Origin of the sequence: Methylobacterium oryzae, assembly GCF_021398735.1 — a bacterium.
In the GTDB taxonomy this organism is placed as follows: Bacteria; Pseudomonadota; Alphaproteobacteria; order Rhizobiales; family Beijerinckiaceae; genus Methylobacterium.
In genome coordinates, this window is sequence record NZ_CP090349.1 from 2844625 (window position 1) to 2867584 (window position 22960).

Below are 22960 nucleotides of genomic sequence, written 5' to 3' on the forward strand. Positions count from 1 at the left end.
TTCGCCGCGATTGGCGCGCATCGGGGCCGCCGCCGCGCCCGCATTCAGCGTCCAGAGAGGCCCATGTTCGGTTCCGTCAACCCGAGCGCGCACGCTTCGGCCGAGTACGAGGCGATCGAGGCGACGATCAGCGCCAGCGAGCGCGGCCGCTGGTTCCTCGCCGAGTACGCCCGGCGCAACCGGGGCGCCGAGACCGAGGTGCTGCTCGGGGCGATCGCGCGGCTGGAGCGGAGCGTCACCGCCGACCGCGGGCAGGAGGCCTTCGGGCACCTGCGCGGCAATCTCCTCGATATGGCCGACGCGATCAGCCGGACCAAGGGCGAGATCGCGGCGCTCAACACCCCGAACGGCGACGAGACCCGGCTGACGCAGGCGTCCCTCGCCCTCGACGCCATCGTGCGCGAGACCGAGCAGGCCACCTCCGACATCCTCAGCGCCGCCGAGTCGATCCAGGAGGCGGCCTGGACCCTGCGCGAGCACGGGGCCGAAGCGCAGGCCTGCGACGCCCTCGACCGCCACGCGACCGCGATCTACACCGCCTGCTCCTTCCAGGACCTGACCGCGCAGCGCACCGCCCGGATCGTCTACACCCTGCGCTACCTGGAGGACCGGGTCTCCGCGATGATCGCCATCTGGGGCGAGGACGCGGTCCGGGTGCCGCCCCACCGGGGCGCGCGGCCGGCCGGCGAGCCGGCCGATCTGAACCAGAGCGACATCGACCGCTACATCGCCATGGACGTGCCGGCCGTCACGGTGGCGGCCCTCGTGGCCCGCCCCGGCAGCCCGGCGCTGCACGAGGATCTGGTGTTCCTGCCGGTCCAGGCGGAGGCCCGGGCGCCGGAGGCCGAGCCGGAGACAGAGGTCGCGGCCGAAGCGCCGGCCGCGCCGGAGCCGGTGGCAGAGGCCGAGCCGGACGCCGTGTCCGAGCCGGGGGGAGTGGCCGCGCTGGCATTCGCCCCGGAGCCGGACCTCGCCGCGCCGGGGGACGGGTCGGAGGCCGCACCCGCGGCCGACTTAGAGGCCGGCTTGGAGGCCGGCTCGGAGGCCGATCTGGAAGCGGACTGGGCGGTCGATCTCGAGGCCGCCCCGGAGCCGGAGCCGGCTCCGGAGGTCGCCTCCCTTCCCGTCGCCGATCCGTCCGCCGCGGACGCGCCGGAGCCCGCCACCGCGATCGAGGAGGCGTTCGAGGCGGACGTCGAGGCGGACGTCGAGGAGGACATCGCGCCGGACGTGGTCGACCTCACCTGGGGCGAGACCGTCGCAGCGGCGCCCCAGCCGGCGATGCCGCCGGAGGAGCCGGCCCTGAGCTTCGCCGAGATCGACGCGCTGACGCCGGAGCAGCGGCTCGCGCTCTTCGCCTGACGGGTCCGGCCCGGCGCCGGCGCTCCGGCGCAGTTCGACAGGCGCGCGCCGGCGCGGACCCTGCTATCAGGGGCGCCCCCGGCACCCCCGAGCACGCGCATCCGTGGCCCTGCACCTGATCAAGCTCTGCGTCGGCCCCGCCACCATCGCCGATCTCGAGGCCCGGCAGGCCCGCTTCCGCGCGGAGGCGCTCCGGGACGGCCGGCAAGCGGCGCCGTTCCACGTCACCCGCACCCTGCCCAAGCGCCACCGGGAGATCACCGGTCAGGGCTCGATCTACTGGGTGATCCGCGGGACGCTGTCCTGCCGGCAGGCGATCACCGCGATCGAGCCGCTCACCGACGCGGACGGCATCCCGCGCTGCCGGCTGGTCTTCGATCCCCGGCTCGTCCCGGTGGCGCCCCGGCCCTACCGGCCGTTCCAGGGCTGGCGCTACCTGACGGCCAGCGACGCGCCGGCCGATCTCGGGGCCGAGGCCTCGGGAGACCTCGCCGAGATGCCCGAGGCCCTGCGGCGCGAGCTGGTCGGCCTCGGCCTGCTGTGAGGGCGCGACGGGTCTCGTCGCCCCCGGTCAGGCGCCCGCCGGCGCCGCGAGCGGCCCCGGCGGGATCGGTCCTACGCCCCGTCGAAGCGCCCGCTGGCATGGGCCAGCATGGTGTAGACCTTGCCGGTCTCCGAGGTCAGGTAGGCGTCGGTGCGCTTGGCGTCGCTGTCGTTCTTGACCACGTCGCCGAGCAGGCGCTCGAACTCGCTGACGTAGCGGTCGACGCTGCGGCGGAACTCCGCGTCGGTCCTGTAGCGGCGCTGGATCTCCGCGAAGGTGGCCCGGCCCTGCGGCGTGTAGATCCGCGGGTCGAACAGGTTCGGCTCGCCCCGGCGGTACCGCTCCCACAGGTCGACCGCGGTCCGGTGCTCGATCATCTTGGCGATGTCGGTCGAGATCGTGTCGAGGGCGATCCGCCCGGTCTCGGCGGCCGCCACCGCGGGGCGGCGGGCCGCCGGCGCGGGCGCCGGGGCGGCGGCCGGCGCGTCGGCCGCCGGCTCCTCGTCGTCGTCCAGCGAGGCGCGGGTCAGCAGGTCGGACAGCCAGCCGCGCTTGTCGCCGGCCTGCGCCGGGCGGGCGGTCGCGGACGGGCGCGGCGCCTCGATCTTGGCCGCGGCGGGCCGCGGCGTCGCCGCGGGCGCCGGCAGGGCCGGAGCCGCGGGGGCCGCCGTCGGCATCGCCGGTGCGACCGGGGCCGCGGCGGGCGCCGCCGCCGCGACGGCGCGGCCGCCGCTCTCCGCGACCCGGCGCTGGGGCTGCGCCTGCGGCTGGGCGACGTCGACCGAGCGGCCGGAGCGGGAGACCAGGGACGACAGCTCGTTGAGGGCCTTGATCTGGTCCGCTACCACCCGGCGCATCTCGCCGGTTGCGTCCTGCGTCTCGCGCGGCAGCTCGAGGACGCCCTTGGCGAGCTCGGCGCGGGTCGCGTCGAGTTCGCCGCGGATCGAGCCCGCCATCTCGCGCAGGGCCGAGAAGGAGTCGCCGAAGCTGGCCTGGGCCTCCTGGAAGCCGCTGCGCATCTCGCGGGCCGCCTCCTCGATGACCTGCCGGACGCCCTGGGCGGCCTTCTCGCCCTCGGCGCTGGCGCTGTCCTTCAGGTCGGCGAAGGCGCTCGTCACCGAGGCCCCGGCGCCCTGGGCCGACTGGGCCAGGGACTCGCCGACGCTGCGGGCACGCTCCTCGGCGGCGCGCAGGGTCTGCTCGATGGTCTGGGCCAGGGCGGTGCCGTTCTGCTCCAGGGCGGCGGCCCGGGCCTCGAACGCGGCCAGAGCCTCGGTCAGCTTGGTCTCGCGGCCCGACAGGGCCGAGTCCAGGCGCTCCTCGATGGCCGCCAGCGAGGCCGCGGCCCGGTCGAGGGCCGCCACGTGCGCGGCGGTCTGCTCGCCGAGGGAGCGGCCGCGGCCGTCGAGGGTCTCGGCGAGGCGCGAGGCCTCGCTGAGCGCCCCGTCGGCGGCGCCGCGCAGGGCCTCGACCTGGGCCGAGACGCCGGCGCTGGCCCGGCCGGTCTCGGCGGCGATGCGCTCCAGCGCCCCCTGGACCTGCTCGATCCGGCCGGCGAGACCCTGCTCGATCGCGCCGAGGTTGGTGTCGGCGCCGGCCACGAGGTCGGTCAGCGCCGTGTTGGCGGCCTCGATCCGCTGCAGCAGCGCGCCGAGCTCGCGGCCCATCCGGTCGTTGGTCTCGAACAGCTCCGAGAGCGTGCGGCCCGCGCCGTCCTCGACGGCGGCGCGCAGCAGCTCGGCCGAGGCCCGCGACTGCACGGCCAGCTCCTCGGTCCGCTCCCGCAGGCTCTCGGCGAGCGGCATTCCGGTTTCGGCGAGCGTCCGCTCGATCGCCTCGGCCCGGTCCGACAGGGCCCGCGACAGGTCCATCATCGGCCCGTCGATGGCGCTGCGCAGGCGCTCGACATGGCCCTCCAGGCTGTCGCCGACGGCGCGGCCACTGCCCTCGACGCTGGCGAGCAGCGCGCCGCCGCGCTCCTCGATGGCGCGCACCAGGGTCTCGGCGCTCTCGGCGAGGCGGCGGGACAGGGCCTCGCCGCGGGCGTCGACCAGGGCACCGAGCGCCGTGGCGCGGCGCTCGAACCCGGCCCCGAGGGCCTCGGTGCGGGCGTCGATCAGGCCGGCGAGCGCGGCCTCGCGGCGGCTGAGCGTCTCGGCCAGGGCCGCGTTGTGGGCCTCGACCTGCTCGGCATGGGCGCGGGCCCGCTCGTCGAGGGCGGCGACCAGGGACGCCGTGCGCTCGTCCATGAGGCCCGCGAAGGCCTCGTGGCGGTCGTCGAAGGCGGTGGCCAGGGTGTCGGCGCGCTGCGCCACCAGGGTCGCGAACAGCCGCATGCGGCTGTCGATGCGCTGCGTGAAGGCGTCGGCGCGGGCGTCGACGCCGCGGGCCAGGGCCTCGCTCTGCGCCTCGACGGCCTGCGCCAGGGCCGCGGTGCGGCCCTCGACCACGCCGTCCAGCTCCCGCAGCCGGGCGTCGAAGGTCTCGACCAGGGCGCCGGTCCGGCCCTCGACGGCGCCGTCCAGGGCGCGCAGGCGGGCGTCGAAGGTCTCGACCAGGGCGCCGGTCCGGCCCTCGACGGCACCGTCGAGGGCGCGCAGGCGGGCGTCGAACACCTCCACCAGGGCGCCGGTCCGGCCCTCGGCGGCCGCCACCAGGGCCTGGCCGCGGTCCTCCAGCAGGCCCTCGATCGCGGCGCGCGCCTGCTCGAAGGTCGCCCGCAGGGTCTCGACGCGCGCGTCGACCCGCTCGGACACGTCGCGGCCGGTGCCCTCGACAAGGGCGCCGAGGCGGTTCTGCACCCGGTCGAACAGAGTCTGCAGCTCGCCCGTCCGCTCCTTGAGGGTCTCGGCGAGGCGGTTCTCGCGCTCCTCGAGCAGGCCGGCGATCGCCGGGTTCACGCCCTCGATCGTGGTCTGGAGCGCCTGGGTGCGGTGCTCGATCGTGCCGGCGATCTGGCGGCCGCGGGTGTCCACGAGGCGGTCGATCTCGCCCTGCGCCCGCTCGAACAGGCCCTGGAGGTCGGACAGGCGGGTGTCCAGCAGATCCGCCATCTGGGCGGGCGCCGCGTCGAGGGTCGTGCGCAGGCCCTCGGTCCGGGCCGCGATGGCGTCGGCGACCTCCTGGCCGCGCCCGTCCACGAGGTCGCGCAGGCCGGCCTGGGCCTCCTCGAACAGGGTGTGGAGGCGCTGCGTGCGGGCGTCGAGGGTGGCGGCGAGCTGGCGCTCGCGGGTCTCCACCAGCGCGGAGACGGCGGCGGGCGCCTCCTCCAGCACCGCGCGGAGGGACTGAATGCGGGCGTCGACCGCGGCGGCGAAGCGGCCGCCGCCGCCCTCGACCACGCCGTCGAGGGCCGACTGAGCCTCCTCGAACAGGGTGCGCAGGGCCTGGGCCCGGGCGGTGAGGGTGTCGGCGAGGCGGGTGCCGCGGCCGTCGACCAGGCTCTCGAGGTGGCCCAGCCGCTCGTCGAACAGGCTGCCGAGCTGGCGGGTGCGGTCGTCGAGGGCGCCGGTGGCGGAGCCGAACGCGCCCTCCAGGGCGGCGACCATCGCCTGCCCGCGGCCGTCCAGCGCCTCGTGGATCGGGCCCATCCGGCCGTCCAGGGTGGCGGCCAGGGTGCCGGCATGGTCGTCCAGCAGGACGCGGATCTGGTTGGTCCGGTCGTCCAGCAGGGTGTGGACCGAGCGGACGCCCTCGTCGAGGAGGCCGCTGATGTCGGCCGTGCGGCTCGACAGGGTGTGGCCCAGGCGGCCCTCGCCGGCATCGAGCATCCGCTCGGCGTCCGCGATGGTCTGCTGGAGCTTGGCGAGCACGCTCTCGCCGCGCTGGTCGATGAGTTCGGCCAGCGAGGTGCCGCCGCGGTCGAGCAGGCGGGCGAGCTCGGTGATCCGGCCGCCGATCGCCCCGAACACGGCGCGGCCCTTCTCGTCGAGCTCGCCCGACATGGCGGCGATGCGCTCGTCGATCAGGCGGCCGATGAGGTCGGCGCGCTCCGCGAAGGCCGCGTGCACGGCCTCGGTGCGGGCGGCCAGCGCCGCGTCGGCGTTCTCGGTGCGCTCGTCCACCAGGCGGATCATCGAATCCGCGCGGTTCGCCAGCGCGGCCTCGAGGCCGCGGGTGGCCTCCTCGATGGTGCCGGTGAGGGCGCGGACGCGCTCGGCCATGGCGCCGTCGAGGCCGCCGGTCCGGTCGGCGATCATCGCCACGAGGTCGCGGGTCCGGCCGGCCAGCTCCTCGTCCACCGCGCGGGTGCGCGCCTCGATCAGGCGGATCGCCTCGAAGGCCTGGACGCCGAAGCTCTCGTCCACGAGGCGGGCGCGCTGGTCCAGGGTCTCGGCGATCGCCTGCAGGCGGCCGATGACGCCGGTGTCGAAATGGCCGGCGCTCTCCTCGATCCGCCGGGCGATCTCGCCCGTGTGGCGGGCGATGTCCTGGCCGAGCCCGGAGGTGCGGCCCTCCAGCATCTCCATCAGACCGCGATGGCCCTCGGCCATGACGCGGGCCATCTCGTCGGTCCGGGCGCGCAGCGCGTCGTCCACGGCGTTCGCGCGGCTGCCGAGATGGTCGTCGATCTGGCCGACCAGCGCCGCCACGGCGGCCGCGATGGCGGCGGCCCGCTCGGCCGAGCGCGTCTCCAGGCCGCCGAGATGGGTCTCGATCAGGCTGCCGGCCTCGCGGGCCCGGGTGGCGATCGTCTCGGCGACGGCCTCGCCCTTGCCGGTGAGGAGGCGGTCCATCTCCTCCAGCCGGGCGCCGACGGTCTCGCCCAGCGCGGCGGTGTCGCGGTTGATTCGGTCGGCCAGGATGTCGCCGCGGGCGATGGTCTCCTGCAGGGCGGCGAGGCGGTTGCCCAGCGTCTCGTCGATCGCCCGGACCCGGCCGTCGGCGGTCTCGGCGAAGCTCGCGCCGGTCTGGCTGAGGGTGTCGGCGATGCGGGCGCCCTGGCTCGCCACGGCGAGCACGATGTCGCGGCCGGTGCCGCTGATCCGGGCCTGGGTCTCGTCGGCGTGGCCGGCGAGCAGCTCGGCGACGCTCCGGCCGTGCTCGCCGAAGGCCGCCTCCATCTCGCTGATCCGGGCGGCGAGGTCGGCCGAGATCGCGCGGGCGGCCTCGGCGAGGCTGCCGGTGGCGTCGCCGGTCCGGGCGGCGAGCTCGCGGTTGAGATCGTCCAGGGCGGCGCGGACCGCCGCGACGGCGTCCGTGCCGCGGGCGCCGAGCTCGGTGCCGGCCCGGTCGGCGGCGTCGCGGAACCGGGCGGTGAGGATCGCGGTCTCGGCCTCGACCGCGCCGGTGACCTCGCCGGAGGCGTTGCGCAGGGTGTCCAGGGCCGCGGCGAGCCGGGCGGCGGCGTCCCGCGTCTGCGTCTCGGCGGCTTGGCTCGCCTGATCGGCGGCGGCCCGCAGCGCGGCGGCCGCCTCCTCGGTCCGCGCCGACAGGGCGGCGGCGGAATCCGCGACCCGGCGCTCGAACACCCGCACGGCCTCGAGGGTCCGGGCCTCGACCGCGCCGGTGGCGTCCTCGGCCGTGCCGCGCAGGGCATCGGTGGCCGCCTCGGCCCCGCGCCGGAGCGCCGCGACCGCCTCGGCGGTGCGGCCGTCGATCTCGCCCGACAGGCCCTCGACGGTGCCCCGCAGCGACTGGACCGCGGAGGAGGCCCCCGTCTCGAAGCCCCGGCCCAGGGCCGCGAAGGCGGCCTCGAGGTTGGCCGCGACCGTCTCGGTCCGGTGCGCGATGCTGCCGCCGGCCTGCTCGGCCGCCGCCGCGACCCGGTGCTCCAGGTCCGCGGCCCGGACCGTCACGGTCTCGTCGAGGCGCGCCGCGATGCCGTCCATCCGCTCGGCGAGGGCGCCGCCGCGCTCCGACAGGGCCTCGGCGATCCGCTCGGCGGTGCCGACGAGGTCGTCGCGCACGGCGCCCGCGCGGGCCGCCAGGGTCTCGCCGGCGCCGCTGGCGGCGAGCGCCAGGGCGGCCTGGGCGTCGCGCCCGCGGCCCTCGATCGTCTCGGCGACCGACAGGCCGGCGCTCTCGATCTCGGCGCGCAGCGCGAGGCCGCGGCCGGCGATGTCCTGGGTCAGGGCCGAGCCGGTCTCGGCGAAGCGGGCGGTGATCTCGGCGCCCATCGCGCCGAAGCGCTCGGTCAGCTCCGAGCCGCGCGACAGGAAGGCGGATTCGAGTCCCGTCACGGAGCGCTCGAAGGTCTCGCGCACCGTGCCGGCCTGGCGCTCCAGCGCGTCGCTCACGCGGCTGCCGGTCTCCTCCAGGGTCCGGGTGAGGGCGCCGGCATTCTCCGACAGGCGGTCAGCCAGGGCGGTGCCGGCGGCCTGGAAGGCGCCGGTCGCCGTGCCGGCGCGGTCCTCGAAGCTGCGGGTCAGGGTCTCGCCGACCTCCTGGAAGCTGCCGCGCACCTCCTGGCTGGTGGCCGCCAGCGTGTCGATCAGGTCGCTGCCGCGGGCGGTCATCAGGTTGACCACCCGGTCGCCGGCCTCGCCCAGGGAGGCGGTGATCGCGGCGCCGCGGGTCTCCAGCGCGCCGGTCACGCGCTCGCCCGCGCCGGTCACCGCGGAGACGATCCGGTCGGAGGCACCCTCCAGGTCCTGGCTCAGGCTCTGGTGCGACCCGGTGATGGCGCTGCGCACCCGCTCGGCGTTGGTGACGATCGCCTCGCGCTGGGCCACCAGCTCGTCCACGAGGGAGCGGATCCGGATCTCGTTGTCGGAATAGGCCCGCTCCAGGGTGGCGATCTCGCCGCGCACCAGGGTCTCCAGCTCGCCGGCCCGGGCGAGCGCCCGCTCGACGCCGTCGCCCACCGCCGCCACCTCGCGGCGCACGGTCTGCGACATGGTCAGGACCGCGTCGGTGGAGAAGCTCTCGGGCTCGGCCAGGCGCACTGCGACCTCGCCGACCGCGCGGGCGACGAGGCGCATCTCCTGGGCGCGCACCGCCAGCATGGCGGCGATCACGAACAGCACCACCGGACCGAACAGGGCCGCGGCGCCGACGCTCGCCTGGAGGGCCGAGAGGCCCGACAGGACGGCGCGCAGGTCGCCGTCGGACTTCGACCACGCGACCAGCACCAGGGCGCCGATCCAGACGGCGCCGGCCGCGAGGGCGAGCAGGTAGGGCTTGGGCGAGGAGCGCACCCGCAGGGTCTGCTGCAGGATGCCGATGTTGCGCCGGTCGTCGTTGGCCACGAGCGAGCGGTCGGGGGGCAGGAGGCCGCCCTCGCGGCGGGGGCGGTCCAGGCCCGGCGGCGGCAGGTCGGAGGCGAGCGGCGGGTCGAGGTCGAGGCGCGGCGGCATGGTCCGGCCGGCGTCGAGACCGCCGTCGCGCAGCGGGTCGGCGTCACCGACATCGGGCAGGCGCGGCTCGGCGCGGCCGTCGGTGCCGTTCGGCGTCAGGGCGTCGAGGTTCAGCGCCTGCTCGATCGCAGAGAGCGCGGCCTCGGCCGGGTCCTTCAGCTTCTTCTCGGTCGCCATACAACGCCTCGTTACACGGGTTCACCGGCGCCTGGAGAGGCTTGAGCCGGAGACGCAACGCCCCGTTTACCATTACAAGACTAAACTCGGGCAGCGACTGCCGATACCCGAGCCCTCGACCGGCCCCAGAAAAGGTTAACCGAATGGTTACCGGGCCCGTCGCTCGCCGCCTCCACCATCCTGCCGCAGGGGAGGGGTCGGGCGCGATCCCCACCCGGCGAATCAGGGGGTGAATTGTGTGGATCAGATCCGCAATCCCCGACGAATCCGGATGCCGGGAGCCCGAGCATGCAGGCCATCGACCCCGCGGAACTCGAGGCCCAGACCGGCGGCGACGCCGATCTGGCCCGTGAGGTTCTGGAGCTGTTCGCCGGCCAGTGCCGGTCGATCCTGCCGCGCCTCGCCGACCCGGCCCTGCCGCGGGCGCAGCGCGCCGACCTCGCCCACACCCTGAAGGGCTCGGCCGCGGGCGTCGGGGCGATCCACGTGCGGGCGCTCGCGGACGCCGCGGAGACGCGCCTGCGCGCCGGCACCGGGGCGGTGCCGGTCGACGACCTCGCGGCCGCGGTCGCGCGGGCGCTGGCGGAGATCGCGGAGGCGCGCGCCTGACGGTGTCGCCCAATGCGGCGATCGATCCGGGACCGGTGTCTAATGCCGCGCTTGCATTCCGCGTTTCCAGCCGCCAAGCAGGCACGCCGCCCGTCGGACAAATTGCGCTCGACGCGAGCCCGGAGCCCCCAGCATGCCCAAGATCACCTACGTCGACCACGCCGGGACGGAACGGACCGTCGAAGGCAGCGTCGGCGCGACCGTGATGGAGACGGCTATGCGCAACAACGTCCCGGGCATCGACGCGGAGTGCGGGGGCGCCTGCGCCTGCGCCACCTGCCACGTCTACGTGGCCGACGCCTGGATCGACACGGTCGGCAAGGCGCAGGACATGGAGCAGGACATGCTGGATTTCGCCAGCGACGTCCGCGAGAATTCCCGCCTCTCCTGCCAGATCAAGATCACGCCGGCGATGGACGGCCTCGTGGTGACGACGCCGTCCCAGCAGGGCTGAGACGGAAACCGTCTCGGTCGCGCGATCCCCGCCCGTCCTCGCGAGCGCAGCGAAGCGACCCAGGGTGGCACGACGTCCGCGTATGCGGCGCTGCTGGATCGCTTCGCTGCGCTCGCGAGGACGGCATCGCCTCCGGTCGCGTCGCGCTGTGAGGCCGTAAAGGCACCTGTCATCGCACCAGCGCCCGCGCCGCGGCGTCGAGCCCGTCCAGGGTGAGGGGGAACATCCGACCGGCGACAAGCCGCTGCATCATGCCGATCGACTGGGTGTAGCCCCAGTGCGTCTCGGGCACCGGGTTCAGCCACGCCGCCTTCGGGAAATGGTCGAGGAGCCGCTGCATCCAGGTGGCGCCCGCCTCCTCGTTCCAGTGCTCCACGGAGCCGCCGGGCGTCGCGATCTCGTAGGGGCTCATCGAGGCGTCACCCACGAAGACGAGCCGGTAGTCGCTGCCGTAGGTGCGGATCACGTCGAGGAGCGGCGTCTTGGCCTCGTGGCGCCGCCGGTTCTCGGTCCAGACCGCCTCGTAGGGGCAGTTGTGGAAGTAGTAGTGCGCGAGGTGCTTGAACTCCGAGCGCGCCGCCGAGAACAGGGCCTCCGCCTGCTCGATGTGCCAGTCCATCGAGCCGCCGACGTCCAGGAACAGCAGCACCTTCACGGCGTTGCGCCGCTCCGGCCGCAGCTTCACGTCGATGTAGCCCTGGCGGGCGCTCGCGCGGATCGTGCCGTCGAGGTCGAGCTCCTCCGCCGCGCCGGTCCGGGCGAAGCGGCGCAGGCGCCGCAGCGCCAGGCGCATGTTGCGCGCGCCGATCTCGCGGTCGTCGTCGAGGTCCTTGAACTCGCGCTTGTCCCAGACCTTCACCGCTCGGAAGTTGCGGTTGCCGTCCTGGCCGATGCGGATCCCCTCGGGATTGTAGCCGTAGGCGCCGAAGGGCGAGGTGCCGCCGGTCCCGATCCATTTCGAGCCGCCCTGGTGGCGCCCCTTCTGCTCGGCGAGGCGCTGCTTCAGGGTCTCGAACAGCTTGTCCCAGCCGAGCGCCTTCAGCTCCGCCTTCTCGGCCTCGGTCAGGTACTTCTCGGCGAGCTTCCTGAGCCATTCCTCCGGGATCGCGGCGGGCTCGACCGCCTCGCCCAGGGTCTCCAGCCCCTTGAACACCGTGCCGAACACCCGGTCGAACCGGTCGAGATGCGCCTCGTCCTTCACGAGCGCGGTGCGCGACAGGAAGTAGAACGCCTCGACGTCGTGCTCCGCGAGGCCCCGGTCCAGGGCGCCGAGCAGGGTCAGGTACTCCTTCAGGGAGACGGGGACCTTGGCGTCCCGGAGGGCCGTGAAGAACTGCAGCAGCATGCCGGGAGAACGCGCCAGCCGGGCGTCCGGGTCAAGCCCGCGCGAATCGGTCGGCGCGCCGCCGAGCGTGGCAGGACTTTTCCGAAGGACTTCCGAGTCTTCGCCGATGGTCGACAAGATTCAGCCCCGTCGGCAGCGCCGATTCCGGCGCCCAAACGAGTCTCTCCGACCCGATGGGACTCATAACCTGGGCATAAGTCGTCGAATCTGTTGATATGTGACCGGACAAGCCTCGCCCAGTCACTCAATCGGTCATGGGAATCGCTCAACTCGGGACATCGAGTGTGTGCGGACGCGGCAGCGCGGCCGACACGGAGCTAGCGAGGAGACCTGCGATGGCGGTCATCCTGCGGAATCTGACGGAATTCAAGCGGTTTCTCGGGAAGCCGGGGGCGACGATTCAGCTGGTGCGCAACACCTTCATGGACCGCCAGCCGGAGGCGACCCGGGACGCCTACCGCGACAAGGGCATGTACGCCCCGCGGGCGGTGCAGGCCCTGTCGCGCAAGGCCGCGGTCTTCACCCTGCGGGGCTATCCCGGGACGGTCTGGCTCTACTGGGACAAGGGCGCCCGCGGCTGGCGCTTCTCCGGCGACACCGTGACGGTGCCCCTGGTCACCGGCCTCGGGCCGGCGGACGAGCTGGTCTACCGGTGCAGCTTCGCCGACGGGTTCGAGCCGGCGCCGCGCAGCCGCGCGGCGCGGCGGGCCAAGCACGAGGACGCGCACCCGGTCCTGATCTGAGCGGGGCCCCCGGGACCTCCGCTCGGATCTCCCGCCTCAGGCCGCCCCCTCTAGGCCGCCCCCTCAGGCCTCCTGGCCGGCCGCCTCCTGGCGCTCGGGCTCCCGCTTGACCGGGGCCTTGCCGAGTGCCTTCCCGACGGTCCGGCGGGCCCGGAAGATCGGCTTCGACTCGCCCTCGCGCTTCTTCAGCAGGGCGCGGTACTCGTCCCGCCGCTCGTGGATCGACGCGATCACCAGCCCCATCGGCACGCCGACATCGACCAGCACGGCCTCCGACAGCTGCAGCGAGGCCTCGATCGTCTCCGGGACCGCGTCGTCGACGCCGAGCTCGTAGAGCGAGGAGGCGTGGCGGGCGTCGCGGGCCCGGGCCACGATGGTCAGGTCCGGCCGCTCGGCGCGGGCCGCCGCCACCGCCGCCTCGACGGCGCGGGGATTGTCGAGGGTGACGACCAGCGCCCGGGCCGTGGCGATGTCGCAGCGGCGCAGCATCTCGGTGTTGCCGCTGTCGCCGAAATAGACCGGCGCCCCGGCACGGCGCTGCTCGGCCACCCGCGCGGCGTCGGAATCGAGGGCGATGTACGGGATCTTGTGCCGCTCCAGCATCTCGCCGACCTGCCGGCCGACGCGGCCGAACCCCGCGACGATCACCCGGTTCCCCACGCGCTCCGGCACCGGCTCCGCCTTGGCGGTGGCCTGGGCGCTGGCGGTCGCCCGCAGCTTGAGCCGGCGGCCGACGGCGGCGAGCGCCGGGATCATGATCATCGTGACCGTGGTCACCACGAGGGCCGCCGCGCCGACCTCCTCCGGCACCAGGCCGGTGGCCATGGCGCCGCCGATCAGCACGTAGGCGAACTCGCCGCCCGGACCGAGGAGGAGCGCCGTCTCCAGCGCCACCGGCCGGGGGATCTTCAGCACGGGGGCCGCCATCATCACCACGGCGGCCTTGATCAGGACCAGCGCCAGCGACAGGCCGATGATCGCCCCCGGCGTCGCCATCAGCTGCGCCGGGTCGAGGTTCATGCCCACCGAGACGAAGAACACGCCGAGCAGCAGGCCCTTGAACGGGTCGATCGTCGCCTCGATGGCCCGGCGGTACTCGGTTTCGGCCAGCAGCAGGCCGGCCACGAAGGCGCCCAGCGTCATCGACAGGCCGCTCGCCGCCGCGGTCAGCGCCGTGCCGACGATGACCAGCAGGCAGGCGGCCATGAACAGCTCGGTGGAGCGCGTGCGCGCCACGAGCTGGAACAGCGGGCGCAGGGCGAGGCGGCCCGCCACCACGATCAGGGCCAGCGCGATCGCCGCTTGGCCCAGCGCCAGGGCGAGGGCCCAGCCCTTGTCGCCGCCGTCGTCGCGGCCGAGCACCGCGATCGCGAACAGGGCCGGGGCCACCGCCAGGTCCTGGAACAGCAGCACCGCGAAGCTCGTGCGCCCGGTCGGCGCGTTCAGCCGCTTCTGCTCGGCGAGGACCGGCAGGACCACCGCGGTCGACGACAGCGCGAGGCCGATGCCGACGATCACCGCGCCGGTGAGCGGCACGTTGAGCCCGTAGAGGATCGCCCCGAGGATCAGCGCGGAGCAGCCCACCTGCAGGGAGCCGAGGCCGAAGACCAGCCGGCGCAGCACCCGCAGGCGCTCCCACGACAGCTCGATCCCGATCATGAACATCAGGAAGATCACGCCGAACTCGGCGAGGTGCGAGATCTCGGCCCGGTTGCCGATGGTGAAGAGGTGCACGGAGGGATAGGTGTCGGCCAGCCGGCCGAGGCCGAAGGGTCCGAGCAGGGCCCCGGCGCCGATGAAGCCGAGCACCGGCGAGATCCGCAGGCGGTGGAACAGCGGCACCACGATGCCCGCTGTGACGAGAAACAGGATCGCTTCCTTGTAGGAGCCGGCGTGGACCTCTGGCATCGGCGGCGGATCGAACCTCGTCTCTCGGGGGTGGGGAGCGCCGCTCACGGCCGCGCGATCATGGGTCGGCGGCGCCCTCGGAGCAACCGGATTCGGCCGGCGACCGGTCCCGCGGACGTGCGTTCCGACACAAGCCGGATACAGGCGCGGGTGAGACATTTCGGTCACCGGCACGCGGGATGCGGACGGCATCCAAAGGAGGCATGCGGTGAAGGCGTGCAACGCGGCCCAAAATCGGCACAATGCGCGCATACACGCCTGAGTTAACCGGGGGTTAAGCTCGGCCGGGCTCGGCCCGGAACTGGACCGGATGGATGCGACGAGGCCGATGATCTCCATCAAATCGATATTTGCCGGTCCGGCAGCGCCCCCCAGCCGCGACCTCGAGCGCGAGAAGCGCGAGTGGAAGCTCGAGTCGGACCGCTGGCGGCACCAGCGCCACGTCGAGAAGGGCTACCGCATCAAGTGGGGCTACGTGGCGATCGCGTACCTCGTCGAGTTCATGGTGATCGGCGCCTCGCTCTGGGGCGCGTGGCTGTTCGCGGGCGTCTACAGCGACGGCGACTGGCACGCCTTCTACTTCATGCTGCTGGCGCCGCTGGTCTACGCCGCGGTGGAGCTGTGCCGCGTGCCGCTCGGCATCCTGGCCCGGACCCAGCGCTCCTACTTCGTGCGCGGCCTCGCCGTGCTGGGCATCATCTTCGCGGCGGGCGTGACCACCAAGTCGGTGTCGCAGCTCGGCGAGATGATGTTCCATCCCCGCCTGATGGAGGCGGCCCGGACCAAGACCGCCCTGAAGGACGCCCAGGCCGACCGCGCCACGATCGGCGACCGGATCAAGGCGGCCGACGAGCGCGTGGCGCAGTACACGGCCGAGCTCGACCAGATCGAGAAGCGCTCCGCCGACAACGCCCAGCAGCTCGCCGGCCTCCCGGCCCAGCGCTGCGAGCGGGTCTTCGGCACCAACAGCAAGGGCCGGAAGTACCAGAACCTGAAATGCGTGGCCGATCCCCGCGTCGCCGCCCTGTCGCAGGGCGTCGCCAAGGCGTCCGCCGACCGCGCCGGGATGATCAAGGACCTGGAGGAGGCCCGCAAGGCGCGCGCCGCCCTCGATCCGGGCGCCGCCGACCGCCGCGTGGCCGATGCCGAGCAGGGCTACCGCAACGCGGTCAACCGCTCGCAGCTCCACTCCTTCACCGCCATGGTCTACGGCGTCGACCCGATCGACGTGACCGAGAGCCAGGTCCACGCCTTCCTGCGGATCTTCGTGTTCCTGCCCGCGGTCTGCGCCGCCTTCGCGTCGACGATCCTGGCGCTCTGCGCGGTCTCGACCCGCCGGACCTTCATGGACGAGGACGATCTCGGCGCCGCCGTGAACCCGGAGGCGGCCCCCTACATGCTCGACGCGATCGCCGACGCCCTGCGCTCGCACCCCGAGCCGATCCTGCCGCGCGCCGCCAACGCGTCGGGCGCGGTGATCCCGATGAACCGGCCGGCCCAGGGCCAGCAGGCGCTGCCGAACCAGACCCATCCGGGCCCGACCCTCCCTGCCGCTGGAGCCGGCGCATGAACTACGTCGCGAGCGGGACCCCCGAGAACATCGCCCTCGCCCAGCAGGTGAATTCCCGCCTGCGGGCGGATTCGAGCTACGTCGCGGCCCGGGCCTTCCTGTTCCGGGCGCTGGGCTTCGGCGCCTTCGCGTGCCTCGCGGGCATCGGCGTCGGCGCGGCGGCCTACGGCTGGGCGACCCTGAACCAGTTCGACACCGCCGCCGAGAAGATCGCCGCCGCCATGCAGGCGGCGCTCTCGGACGTGACCCTGAAGACCAAGGGCGAAGTCACGCTCACCGACAACACCCTCAAGCTCGAGGGCCTGCCCAAGGCGCCGGCGACGCCGACGCCCACCAAGGCGCAGCTCGGCAACGACGCCGCCCCGGCCTCCAAGGCCGCGGTGAACACGACCTTCACGGTGTTCAAGCAGGTGCCCTACCTCGACGGGCAGATCGTGACCGGCTGGAACTTCAAGGACAGCGCCGAGCAGCCCTACCAGCAGTACTGCTACTTCTCCCGCCGCTCCAACGAGGCGAAGGGCCAGGTCGAGATCAAGATCGACCTGGCCATGGACGGCAAGACCCTGCCGCAGCCGCAGAAGTCGGACGTCAACCTCGAGATCCTCGCCCGGAACTGCGTCTGGCACGAGAAGGGCTGAGATCGCTCGCGGCGCCACCGTCCTTGCGAGCGAAGCGAAGCAATCCAGGGTAGCGCCCCGCCTCCGAACGTCCCGCTGCTCTGGGTCACTTCGCTTCGCTCGTGATGACGGCGTGGACCATCGGGCGGGCGCATCAGCCGGCACCGACTGGGACGGCCGGACGGGGACGGCGCTTGCGGCCCGGCGGCGCGGCGCGCTACCCCTTGGCCCGAGCCCCTCTCTCCGAGACCGCGATGCGCTTTTCCGGAACCGAGACCTACGTCGCGACCCCCGACCTCACCGCGGCGGTCAACGCCGCCGTGGTCCTGGAGCGGCCGCTCCTCGTGAAGGGCGAGCCCGGGACCGGCAAGACCGTGCTGGCCGAAGAGATCGCCAAGGGCTTGGGCGCGCCGCTGATCGTCTGGAACATCAAGTCGACCACCAAGGCGCAGCAGGGGCTCTACGAGTACGACGCGGTCTCGCGCCTGCGCGACTCCCAGCTCGGCGACCCTCGGGTCTCGGACATCTCCAACTACATCCGGCGCGGCAAGCTCTGGGAGGCGTTCACCGCGCCCGAGCGCCCGGTCCTGCTCATCGACGAGATCGACAAGGCCGATATCGAGTTCCCCAACGACCTGCTGACCGAACTCGACCGGATGGAGTTCCACGTCTACGAGACCGGCGAGACCGTGAAGGCCGTGCGCCGGCCGATCGTGATCATCACGTCGAACAACGAGAAGGAGTTGCCGGACGCGTTCCTGCGCCGCTGCTTCTTCCACTACATCAAGTTCCCCGATTCCGAGACGCTGCAGCGCATCGTCGACGTCCACTATCCGGGCATCAAGCACCGCCTCGTCGAGGAGGCCCTGCGGACCTTCCTGGCGATGCGCGAGGTCCCGGGCCTCAAGAAGAAGCCCTCGACCTCGGAGCTGCTCGACTGGCTGAAGCTCCTCGTCTCCGAGGACATCACCCCCGAGACCCTGCGCGAGCAGGACGGCCGCAAGCTGATCCCGCCGCTGCACGGGGCGCTCCTGAAGAACGAGCAGGATGTCAGCCTGTTCGAGAAGCTGGCCTTCATGATGCGCCGGGACCAGCGCGGCGGCTGAGGCCGGACGGACGACCCGAGGATTCCCGCGAGAGGAGCCCGGGGCAGGGACAGGAGCGTGCGGCATGGGCGAGATCGCGATCGTCGGCGGCGGCGTGATGGGGCACGGCATCGCCCTGGTGCTGGCGCTCGCCGGCCACGGCGTGCGGATCACCGACACGCGGCCCGAGACCCGGGCGCGGATCCCCGGCCTGATGGAATCCGCCCTCGCGACCCTGCGGGAGGCCGGCGCCGCCCCGGAGGGCTGGGATGCCGCGCGGCTCGCCCGGGCCGTCCGGGTCGAGGCGGCGCTCGACGCGGCGGTCTCGGGCGCCGGCCTCGTGATCGAGGCGATCACCGAGAACCCGGAGGCCAAGCGCGCGCTCTTCTCCGAGCTGGACCGGCTCTGCCCGGCCGACGCGATCCTCGCCAGCAACACCAGCTACCTCGACGTCTTCCCGCTGATCCCGGAAGCCCGGCAGGCGCGGGCGCTGATCCTGCACTGGTACACGCCGCCCTACATCGTCGACCTCGTCGACGTGGTGCCGGGGCCCGGCACGGACCCGGCGGTCGTCGCCGCCATGGCCGAGTTCGTGCGCGGCCTGGGCCAGGTCCCGATCGTGCTGAAGCGCTTCATCCCGGGCTACGTCGCCAACCGCATCCAGCAGGCGATCAGCGCCGAGGTGTTCCGGCTCCTCGACGAGGACGTCGCCGCGCCGAAGGACATCGACGACGCGATCATCCACGGGCTCGCCTTGCGCATCCCGATCCTCGGCCACCTCGCCAAGGCGGACTTCACCGGCCTGGAGCTGACGCAGCGGGCGCTCGCCAACGGCAGCTACGCGCCGCCGCCGCCTCGCACCCGCTCCGAGACCCTCGACGCCCTCTGCGCCGAGGGCCGGACCGGGGTGATGGCCGGCAAGGGCTATTTCGACTGGGGCGGGCGGCCGCCGGAAGAGCTGTTCCGCGAACGCGACCGCAAGCTCCTGGCGCTCAAGGCGGCGATGGCCGGGATCGGCCGGATGGAGGGATCATGATCGGAGCGGACCTGTCCGGACGGCGCGTCCTCGTCACCGGAGCCTCGTCGGGGATCGGGCTCGCGACCGTCGCGATCTTCGCCCGCAACGGCGCCACCGTGGCGCTGAACCACCTGCCGGACGATCCCCGCGGCCCCGAAGAGGCCGCCCGGCTCGCCGGCGCCGGATTCTCGGTGATCGCGCTGCCCGGCGACGTGTCGCGGGCGGGCGAGGCCGAGGCGATGGTGGCGGCCGGCATCGACCGGCTCGGTGGCCTCGACGTGCTCGTCAACAATGCCGGCACGTCGGGCACGACCACGCCCATCGCCTTCGAGGACCTCGACGCGATGACCGAGGATTTCTGGGCCACGATCCTGGCGACCAACCTGCTCGGGCCGTTCCGCTGCGCGAAGGCCGCGGCCGCGACCCTCAAGGCGAGCCGCGGCGCCATCGTCAACACCGCGTCGGTGGCCGGCCTCGGGCGGCGCGGCTCGTCGGTCGCCTACTCGGCGAGCAAGGCCGGACTGATCAACCTGACCCGGAGCCTCGCCCGGGCGCTGGCGCCGGACGTGCGCGTCAACGCGGTGGCGCCCGGCCTCGTCGCCACGCCCTGGACCGAGCCCTGGTCGGAGGAGCGCAAGGCCTCGACCGTGGGGCGCACGATGCTCGGCCGCATGGCCCGCCCGGAGGACATCGCCGAGACGATCTTCTTCCTGGGCGCGGGCGCGGCCTACATCACGGGCGAGACCATCACGGTCGACGGCGGAGCGATCTGACGCGCGGGGAGCACACACATGGCGAGCACCACCGTCATCACCTGCGCCCTCACGGGCTCCTTCGACACGCCGCGGAAGAACCCGGCCGTGCCGGTGAGCCCGGAGGCCATCGCGCAGTCAGCCCTCGAGGCCGCCGCCGCCGGGGCGGCCGTGGTCCACATCCACGTCCGCGACCCCGAGACGGCCGCGCCGAGCATGGAGCTCGCCCATTACCGCGAGGTGGTGGAGCGGATCCGCGAGAAGAACGACGCCGTGATCCTCAACCTGACCACGGGGGCGGGGGGCCGGTTCGTGCCGGGCGACCCCGACCCGTCGGTCGCCGGCCCGGGCACGACCTTCGTGGGACCGGAGGCCCGCACCCGGCATGTCGGCGCGCTGCGGCCGGAGATCTGCACCCTCGACATCGCCACGATGAATTTCGGCGAGCACCTGTTCCTCAACACCCCCGGCCACCTGCGGGCGATGGCGGGCCACATCCGCGACGCGGGCGTGAAGCCCGAGATCGAGGTGTTCGATCTCGGCCAGATCGAGCTGGCCCGGCACCTGATCGCCGAGGGGCATCTGGCGCGCCCGCCGCTGTTCCAGATCTGCCTCGGCATCCCCTGGGGGGCGCCCGCGACGCCGGAAGCCCTCGTGGCGATGCGCGCCCGGCTGCCGGAGGACGCGGTCTGGTCGGCCTTCGGCATCGGCCGGGAGGAGTTCCCGATCCTCGCGGTCGCCGCCGGCATGGGCGGCAACGTCCGCGTCGGGCTGGAGGACAACCTGTACCTGTCCCGGGGCACGCTCGCGCCGAGCAACGCCGCCCTGGTGGAGAAGGCGGTGAGCCTGCTGGCCCACATCGACCGGGAGCCGGCCACGCCCGATCAGGCGCGGGCGATCTTCGGATTGGCGCCGCGGGGCGGTTGAGAGGCCGATCGCCGCCGCTCACCCGTCATCGCGAGCGCAGCGAAGCGACCCAGGGCAGCGCGACCTCGGCGAGTGTGGTGCTGCTGGATTGCTTCGCTCCGCTCGCAAAGACGGCGGTGTCGTCTCGGGCGGGGAGGGCTGCCCCTGACGGATCGCCGGCATCCTCACGCGCACCCGTTTCAGCCGCGGACCGCCACGGATACTCTGCCTTCGGAAACATTCCGAGCGGCGATCAACGCCGCCGAGTGGACACGACAGGGAGAGAGACATGACGCTCCGCCACCGCGCCGCGGCGCTGCTCGGGAGCTTGTGCGCGTTCGGCGCCGGCGCGGCGCTCGCGGCCAACCTCGTGCCGGTGAAGATCGGCGTGCTGAACGACCGCTCCGGCGTCTACTTCGACTCCACCGGCGAGGGCTCGGTGGTGGCCGCCCGCATGGCGGTCGAGGATTTCAAGCCGGAGGAACACGGGCTGAAGGTCGAGGTCGTCGCCGCCGACCACCAGAACAAGCCCGATGTCGGCGCCTCGATCACCCGGCAATGGTACGACCGCGACGGCGTCGACGCGGTGTTCGACGTGCCGACCTCCTCGGTGGCGCTCGCCATCGCGCAGATCACCAAGGAGAAGAACAAGGCCTTCATCAACTCGGGCGGCGGCACCGCCGACCTCACCGGCCCGGCCTGCACGCCCAACACCGTGCACTGGACCTACGACACCGCGGCGCTGGCCAACGGCACCGGCAAGGCCATCCTCAAGCGCGGCGGCAAGTCCTGGTACTTCATCACCGCCGACTACGCCTTCGGCCTCGCCCTGGAGCGCGACACCAAGGCGGTGGTGGAGAAGAACGGCGGCACGGTCGTCGGCGGCGTGCGCACGCCGTTCCCGAACCCGGACTTCTCCTCGTTCCTGCTCCAGGCCCAGGCCTCGGGCGCGCAGGTGATCGGGCTCGCCGATGCCGGGCTCGACGCCGCCAACGCCATCAAGCAGGCGCACGAGTTCGGCATCCGCCAGGGCGGTCAGACGCTCGCCGCCCTGCTGATCGCCATCACCGACATCCACTCGCTGGGCCTGGACGTGGCGCAGGGCCTCGCCTTCACCGCCTCGTTCTACTGGGACCTCAACGACGGCACCCGGGCCTTCGCGGAGCGGTTCGAGAAGCGCATGCCCGGCAAGAAGCCGACCTCGTACCAGGCGGGCGTCTACGCCAGCACGCTGCACTACCTGAAGGCGGTGGCGGCCCTGCACTCGGCCAAGGACGGCGCTGCCGTGGTCGCCAAGATGAAAGAGATGCCGACCGACGACCCGCTGTTCGGCAAGGGCACGATCCGGCCGGACGGGCGCAAGATCCACCCGATGTACCTGTTCGAGGCCAAGGCGCCCTCCGAGTCGAAGGGCGCGTGGGATCTCTACAAGGTGCTGGAGACGATCCCCGCCGAGCAGGCCTTCCGCCCGATGAGCGAGGGCGGCTGCCCGATGGTGGCCGGCATGACGGCGAAGTAGGCCTCGGGTCGCTCCTTTCCGCACCGCCGTCCTTGCGAGCGGAGCGAAGCGAACCAGACGGCGCGACGCCCGCCGTCGTCGCGCTGCCCTGGGTCACATCGCTGCGCTCGTGATGACGGTGAGGGAGACCGCAACCGAGGCGTCCGGACGGGAACCGTTCACGCCGCCCCGATCCGATCCAGCGCCGCCATCGCCTCATCCGGGAGCGCGAGCGTGGCCGCCGCGAGGTTCTCGCGGAGGTGGCCGAGGGACGACGTCCCCGGGATCAGCAGGATGTTGGGCGACCGGCGCAGCAGCCACGCCAGCGCCACCTGCATGGGCGTCGCGCCCAGCCCGGCCGCCACCGCCGACAAGGTGTCCGACTGCAGCGGGCTGAACCCGCCCAGGGGGAAGAACGGCACGTAGGCGATCCCGGCCGCCGCCAGATCGTCGATGAAGGCGTCGTCGCCCCGATGGGCGAGATTGTACTGGTTCTGCACGCAGACGATGTCGGTGATCCGCCGCCCGCCCGCGACCTGCCGGGGCGTCGCGTTGCTCAGGCCGATCCGGCGGATCAGCCCCTGGCGCTGGAGATCCGCCAGCACCGTCAGCGGCGCCTCGATCGAGCCTTCCGCGGGGCCGTGGACGTCGAACATCAGGCGCAGGTTGACCACGTCGAGGGCGTCGACGCCGAGGTTGCGCAGGTTGTCGTGGACCGCCCGGGTGAGGTCCGCGGCCGAGAAGGCCGGGTTCCACGAGGCGTCGGCCCCGCGCGTGGCGCCGACCTTGGTGACGATCACGAGCCCGTCCGGGTAGGGGTGCAGCGCCTCGCGGATGATCTGGTTGGTGACGTGCGGCCCGTAGAAGTCGCTCGTGTCGATGTGGTCGACCCCCGCCGCCACGGCCGCCCGCAGCACCGCGACCGCCGCCGCGCGGTCCTTCGGCGGCCCGAACACGCCGGGCCCGGCGAGCTGCATGGCCCCGTAGCCGAGTCGCTTCACTTTCCGGCCACCGAGGGGGAAGGTCCCGGCCTGCGCGATGTCGGCGGTGATGGCGGTGATGGCGGTCATGACG

General features: G+C 73.4%; 16 protein-coding genes. 12 read left to right on the top strand and 4 right to left on the bottom strand.

From position 1 onward, the window contains the following. Positions 1–63 precede the first annotated feature (63 nt). Together LXM90_RS13675 and LXM90_RS13680 are read left to right on the top strand one after the other, a co-directional pair. Positions 64–1362 (top strand): hypothetical protein, encoded by a 1299-nt coding sequence (locus LXM90_RS13675; RefSeq protein ID WP_020092342.1) that lies wholly within the window; start codon positions 64–66, stop codon positions 1360–1362. Positions 1363–1465: 103 nt separating this feature from the next. Beyond that, complete coding sequence (locus tag LXM90_RS13680; RefSeq protein ID WP_020092343.1) at positions 1466–1906, top strand: DUF1489 family protein; 441 nt, start codon at positions 1466–1468, stop codon at positions 1904–1906. A 71-nt stretch (positions 1907–1977) separates the two neighbouring features. Here the strand turns inward: LXM90_RS13680 and LXM90_RS13685 are convergent, their stop codons facing one another. Next, positions 1978–9381: a hypothetical protein gene (locus LXM90_RS13685; protein WP_234082885.1), complete on the bottom strand. Its 7404-nt coding sequence runs from the start codon at positions 9379–9381 to the stop codon at positions 1978–1980. Between the two features lie 288 nt (positions 9382–9669). Between LXM90_RS13685 and LXM90_RS13690 the strand changes: the two genes are divergently transcribed. Continuing rightward, entirely contained in the window at positions 9670–9990 is a 321-nt protein-coding gene (locus tag LXM90_RS13690) for an Hpt domain-containing protein (RefSeq protein WP_020092345.1), read from the top strand. Between the two features lie 133 nt (positions 9991–10123). Continuing rightward, entirely contained in the window at positions 10124–10444 is a 321-nt protein-coding gene (locus LXM90_RS13695) for a 2Fe-2S iron-sulfur cluster-binding protein (protein WP_020092346.1), read from the top strand. 169 nt (positions 10445–10613) lie between these two features. Here LXM90_RS13695 and LXM90_RS13700 read toward each other — a convergent pair whose 3' ends face one another. Further along, positions 10614–11789, bottom strand: coding sequence for a vWA domain-containing protein (locus tag LXM90_RS13700; protein WP_020092347.1), 1176 nt, complete (start codon positions 11787–11789; stop codon positions 10614–10616). A gap of 335 nt (positions 11790–12124) precedes the next feature. On the opposite strand from LXM90_RS13700, the gene LXM90_RS13705 reads away from it, so the two are divergent. Next, positions 12125–12532, top strand: coding sequence for a hypothetical protein (locus LXM90_RS13705; protein ID WP_020092348.1), 408 nt, complete (start codon positions 12125–12127; stop codon positions 12530–12532). Positions 12533–12595: 63 nt separating this feature from the next. On the opposite strand, the gene LXM90_RS13710 is transcribed toward LXM90_RS13705, so the two are convergent. After that, positions 12596–14440 (bottom strand): cation:proton antiporter, encoded by a 1845-nt coding sequence (locus LXM90_RS13710; RefSeq protein WP_020092349.1) that lies wholly within the window; start codon positions 14438–14440, stop codon positions 12596–12598. 310 nt (positions 14441–14750) lie between these two features. On the opposite strand from LXM90_RS13710, the gene LXM90_RS13715 reads away from it, so the two are divergent. The 7 genes from LXM90_RS13715 (at position 14751) to LXM90_RS13745 (ending at position 21907) form a co-directional block, all read left to right on the top strand. Further along, positions 14751–16010, top strand: a complete 1260-nt coding sequence (locus tag LXM90_RS13715; protein WP_020092350.1) for a hypothetical protein — start codon at positions 14751–14753, stop codon at positions 16008–16010. After that, positions 16007–16648: a hypothetical protein gene (locus LXM90_RS13720; protein WP_020092351.1), complete on the top strand. Its 642-nt coding sequence runs from the start codon at positions 16007–16009 to the stop codon at positions 16646–16648. Before LXM90_RS13715 ends, LXM90_RS13720 begins: the two co-directional genes overlap by 4 nt. A 233-nt stretch (positions 16649–16881) precedes the next feature. Beyond that, complete coding sequence (locus tag LXM90_RS13725; RefSeq protein ID WP_020092352.1) at positions 16882–17733, top strand: AAA family ATPase; 852 nt, start codon at positions 16882–16884, stop codon at positions 17731–17733. Positions 17734–17797: 64 nt separating this feature from the next. Further along, the gene (locus LXM90_RS13730) at positions 17798–18748 is read left to right on the top strand and encodes a 3-hydroxyacyl-CoA dehydrogenase family protein (RefSeq protein WP_020092353.1); all 951 of its coding nucleotides are present in this window, start codon (positions 17798–17800) and stop codon (positions 18746–18748) included. Continuing rightward, on the top strand, positions 18745–19503 hold the full coding sequence (locus LXM90_RS13735) for an SDR family NAD(P)-dependent oxidoreductase (RefSeq protein ID WP_020092354.1): 759 nt from the start codon (positions 18745–18747) through the stop codon (positions 19501–19503). The genes LXM90_RS13730 and LXM90_RS13735 overlap by 4 nt, the downstream gene beginning before the upstream one ends. Before the next feature lie 18 nt (positions 19504–19521). Beyond that, a complete protein-coding gene (locus LXM90_RS13740; RefSeq protein ID WP_042671508.1) occupies positions 19522–20409 on the top strand; it encodes a 3-keto-5-aminohexanoate cleavage protein in 888 nt (295 codons plus the stop codon). Between the two features lie 268 nt (positions 20410–20677). Continuing rightward, positions 20678–21907, top strand: a complete 1230-nt coding sequence (locus LXM90_RS13745; protein WP_234082886.1) for an ABC transporter substrate-binding protein — start codon at positions 20678–20680, stop codon at positions 21905–21907. A 158-nt stretch (positions 21908–22065) separates the two neighbouring features. On the opposite strand, the gene LXM90_RS13750 is transcribed toward LXM90_RS13745, so the two are convergent. Beyond that, entirely contained in the window at positions 22066–22956 is an 891-nt protein-coding gene (locus tag LXM90_RS13750) for an aldo/keto reductase family oxidoreductase (protein WP_234082887.1), read from the bottom strand. Between the last annotated feature and the right edge of the window lie 4 nt (positions 22957–22960).

Coding starts and splice junctions, on each gene's coding strand:
- LXM90_RS13675 (WP_020092342.1), top strand. CDS start 64: ATGTTCGGTTCCGTCAACCCGAGCGCGCACGCTTCGGCCGAGTACGAG.
- LXM90_RS13685 (WP_234082885.1), bottom strand. CDS start 9,381: ATGGCGACCGAGAAGAAGCTGAAGGACCCGGCCGAGGCCGCGCTCTCT.
- LXM90_RS13690 (WP_020092345.1), top strand. CDS start 9,670: ATGCAGGCCATCGACCCCGCGGAACTCGAGGCCCAGACCGGCGGCGAC.
- LXM90_RS13695 (WP_020092346.1), top strand. CDS start 10,124: ATGCCCAAGATCACCTACGTCGACCACGCCGGGACGGAACGGACCGTC.
- LXM90_RS13700 (WP_020092347.1), bottom strand. CDS start 11,789: ATGCTGCTGCAGTTCTTCACGGCCCTCCGGGACGCCAAGGTCCCCGTC.
- LXM90_RS13705 (WP_020092348.1), top strand. CDS start 12,125: ATGGCGGTCATCCTGCGGAATCTGACGGAATTCAAGCGGTTTCTCGGG.
- LXM90_RS13710 (WP_020092349.1), bottom strand. CDS start 14,440: ATGCCAGAGGTCCACGCCGGCTCCTACAAGGAAGCGATCCTGTTTCTC.
- LXM90_RS13715 (WP_020092350.1), top strand. CDS start 14,751: ATGGATGCGACGAGGCCGATGATCTCCATCAAATCGATATTTGCCGGT.
- LXM90_RS13720 (WP_020092351.1), top strand. CDS start 16,007: ATGAACTACGTCGCGAGCGGGACCCCCGAGAACATCGCCCTCGCCCAG.
- LXM90_RS13725 (WP_020092352.1), top strand. CDS start 16,882: ATGCGCTTTTCCGGAACCGAGACCTACGTCGCGACCCCCGACCTCACC.
- LXM90_RS13730 (WP_020092353.1), top strand. CDS start 17,798: ATGGGCGAGATCGCGATCGTCGGCGGCGGCGTGATGGGGCACGGCATC.
- LXM90_RS13735 (WP_020092354.1), top strand. CDS start 18,745: ATGATCGGAGCGGACCTGTCCGGACGGCGCGTCCTCGTCACCGGAGCC.
- LXM90_RS13740 (WP_042671508.1), top strand. CDS start 19,522: ATGGCGAGCACCACCGTCATCACCTGCGCCCTCACGGGCTCCTTCGAC.
- LXM90_RS13745 (WP_234082886.1), top strand. CDS start 20,678: ATGACGCTCCGCCACCGCGCCGCGGCGCTGCTCGGGAGCTTGTGCGCG.
- LXM90_RS13750 (WP_234082887.1), bottom strand. CDS start 22,956: ATGACCGCCATCACCGCCATCACCGCCGACATCGCGCAGGCCGGGACC.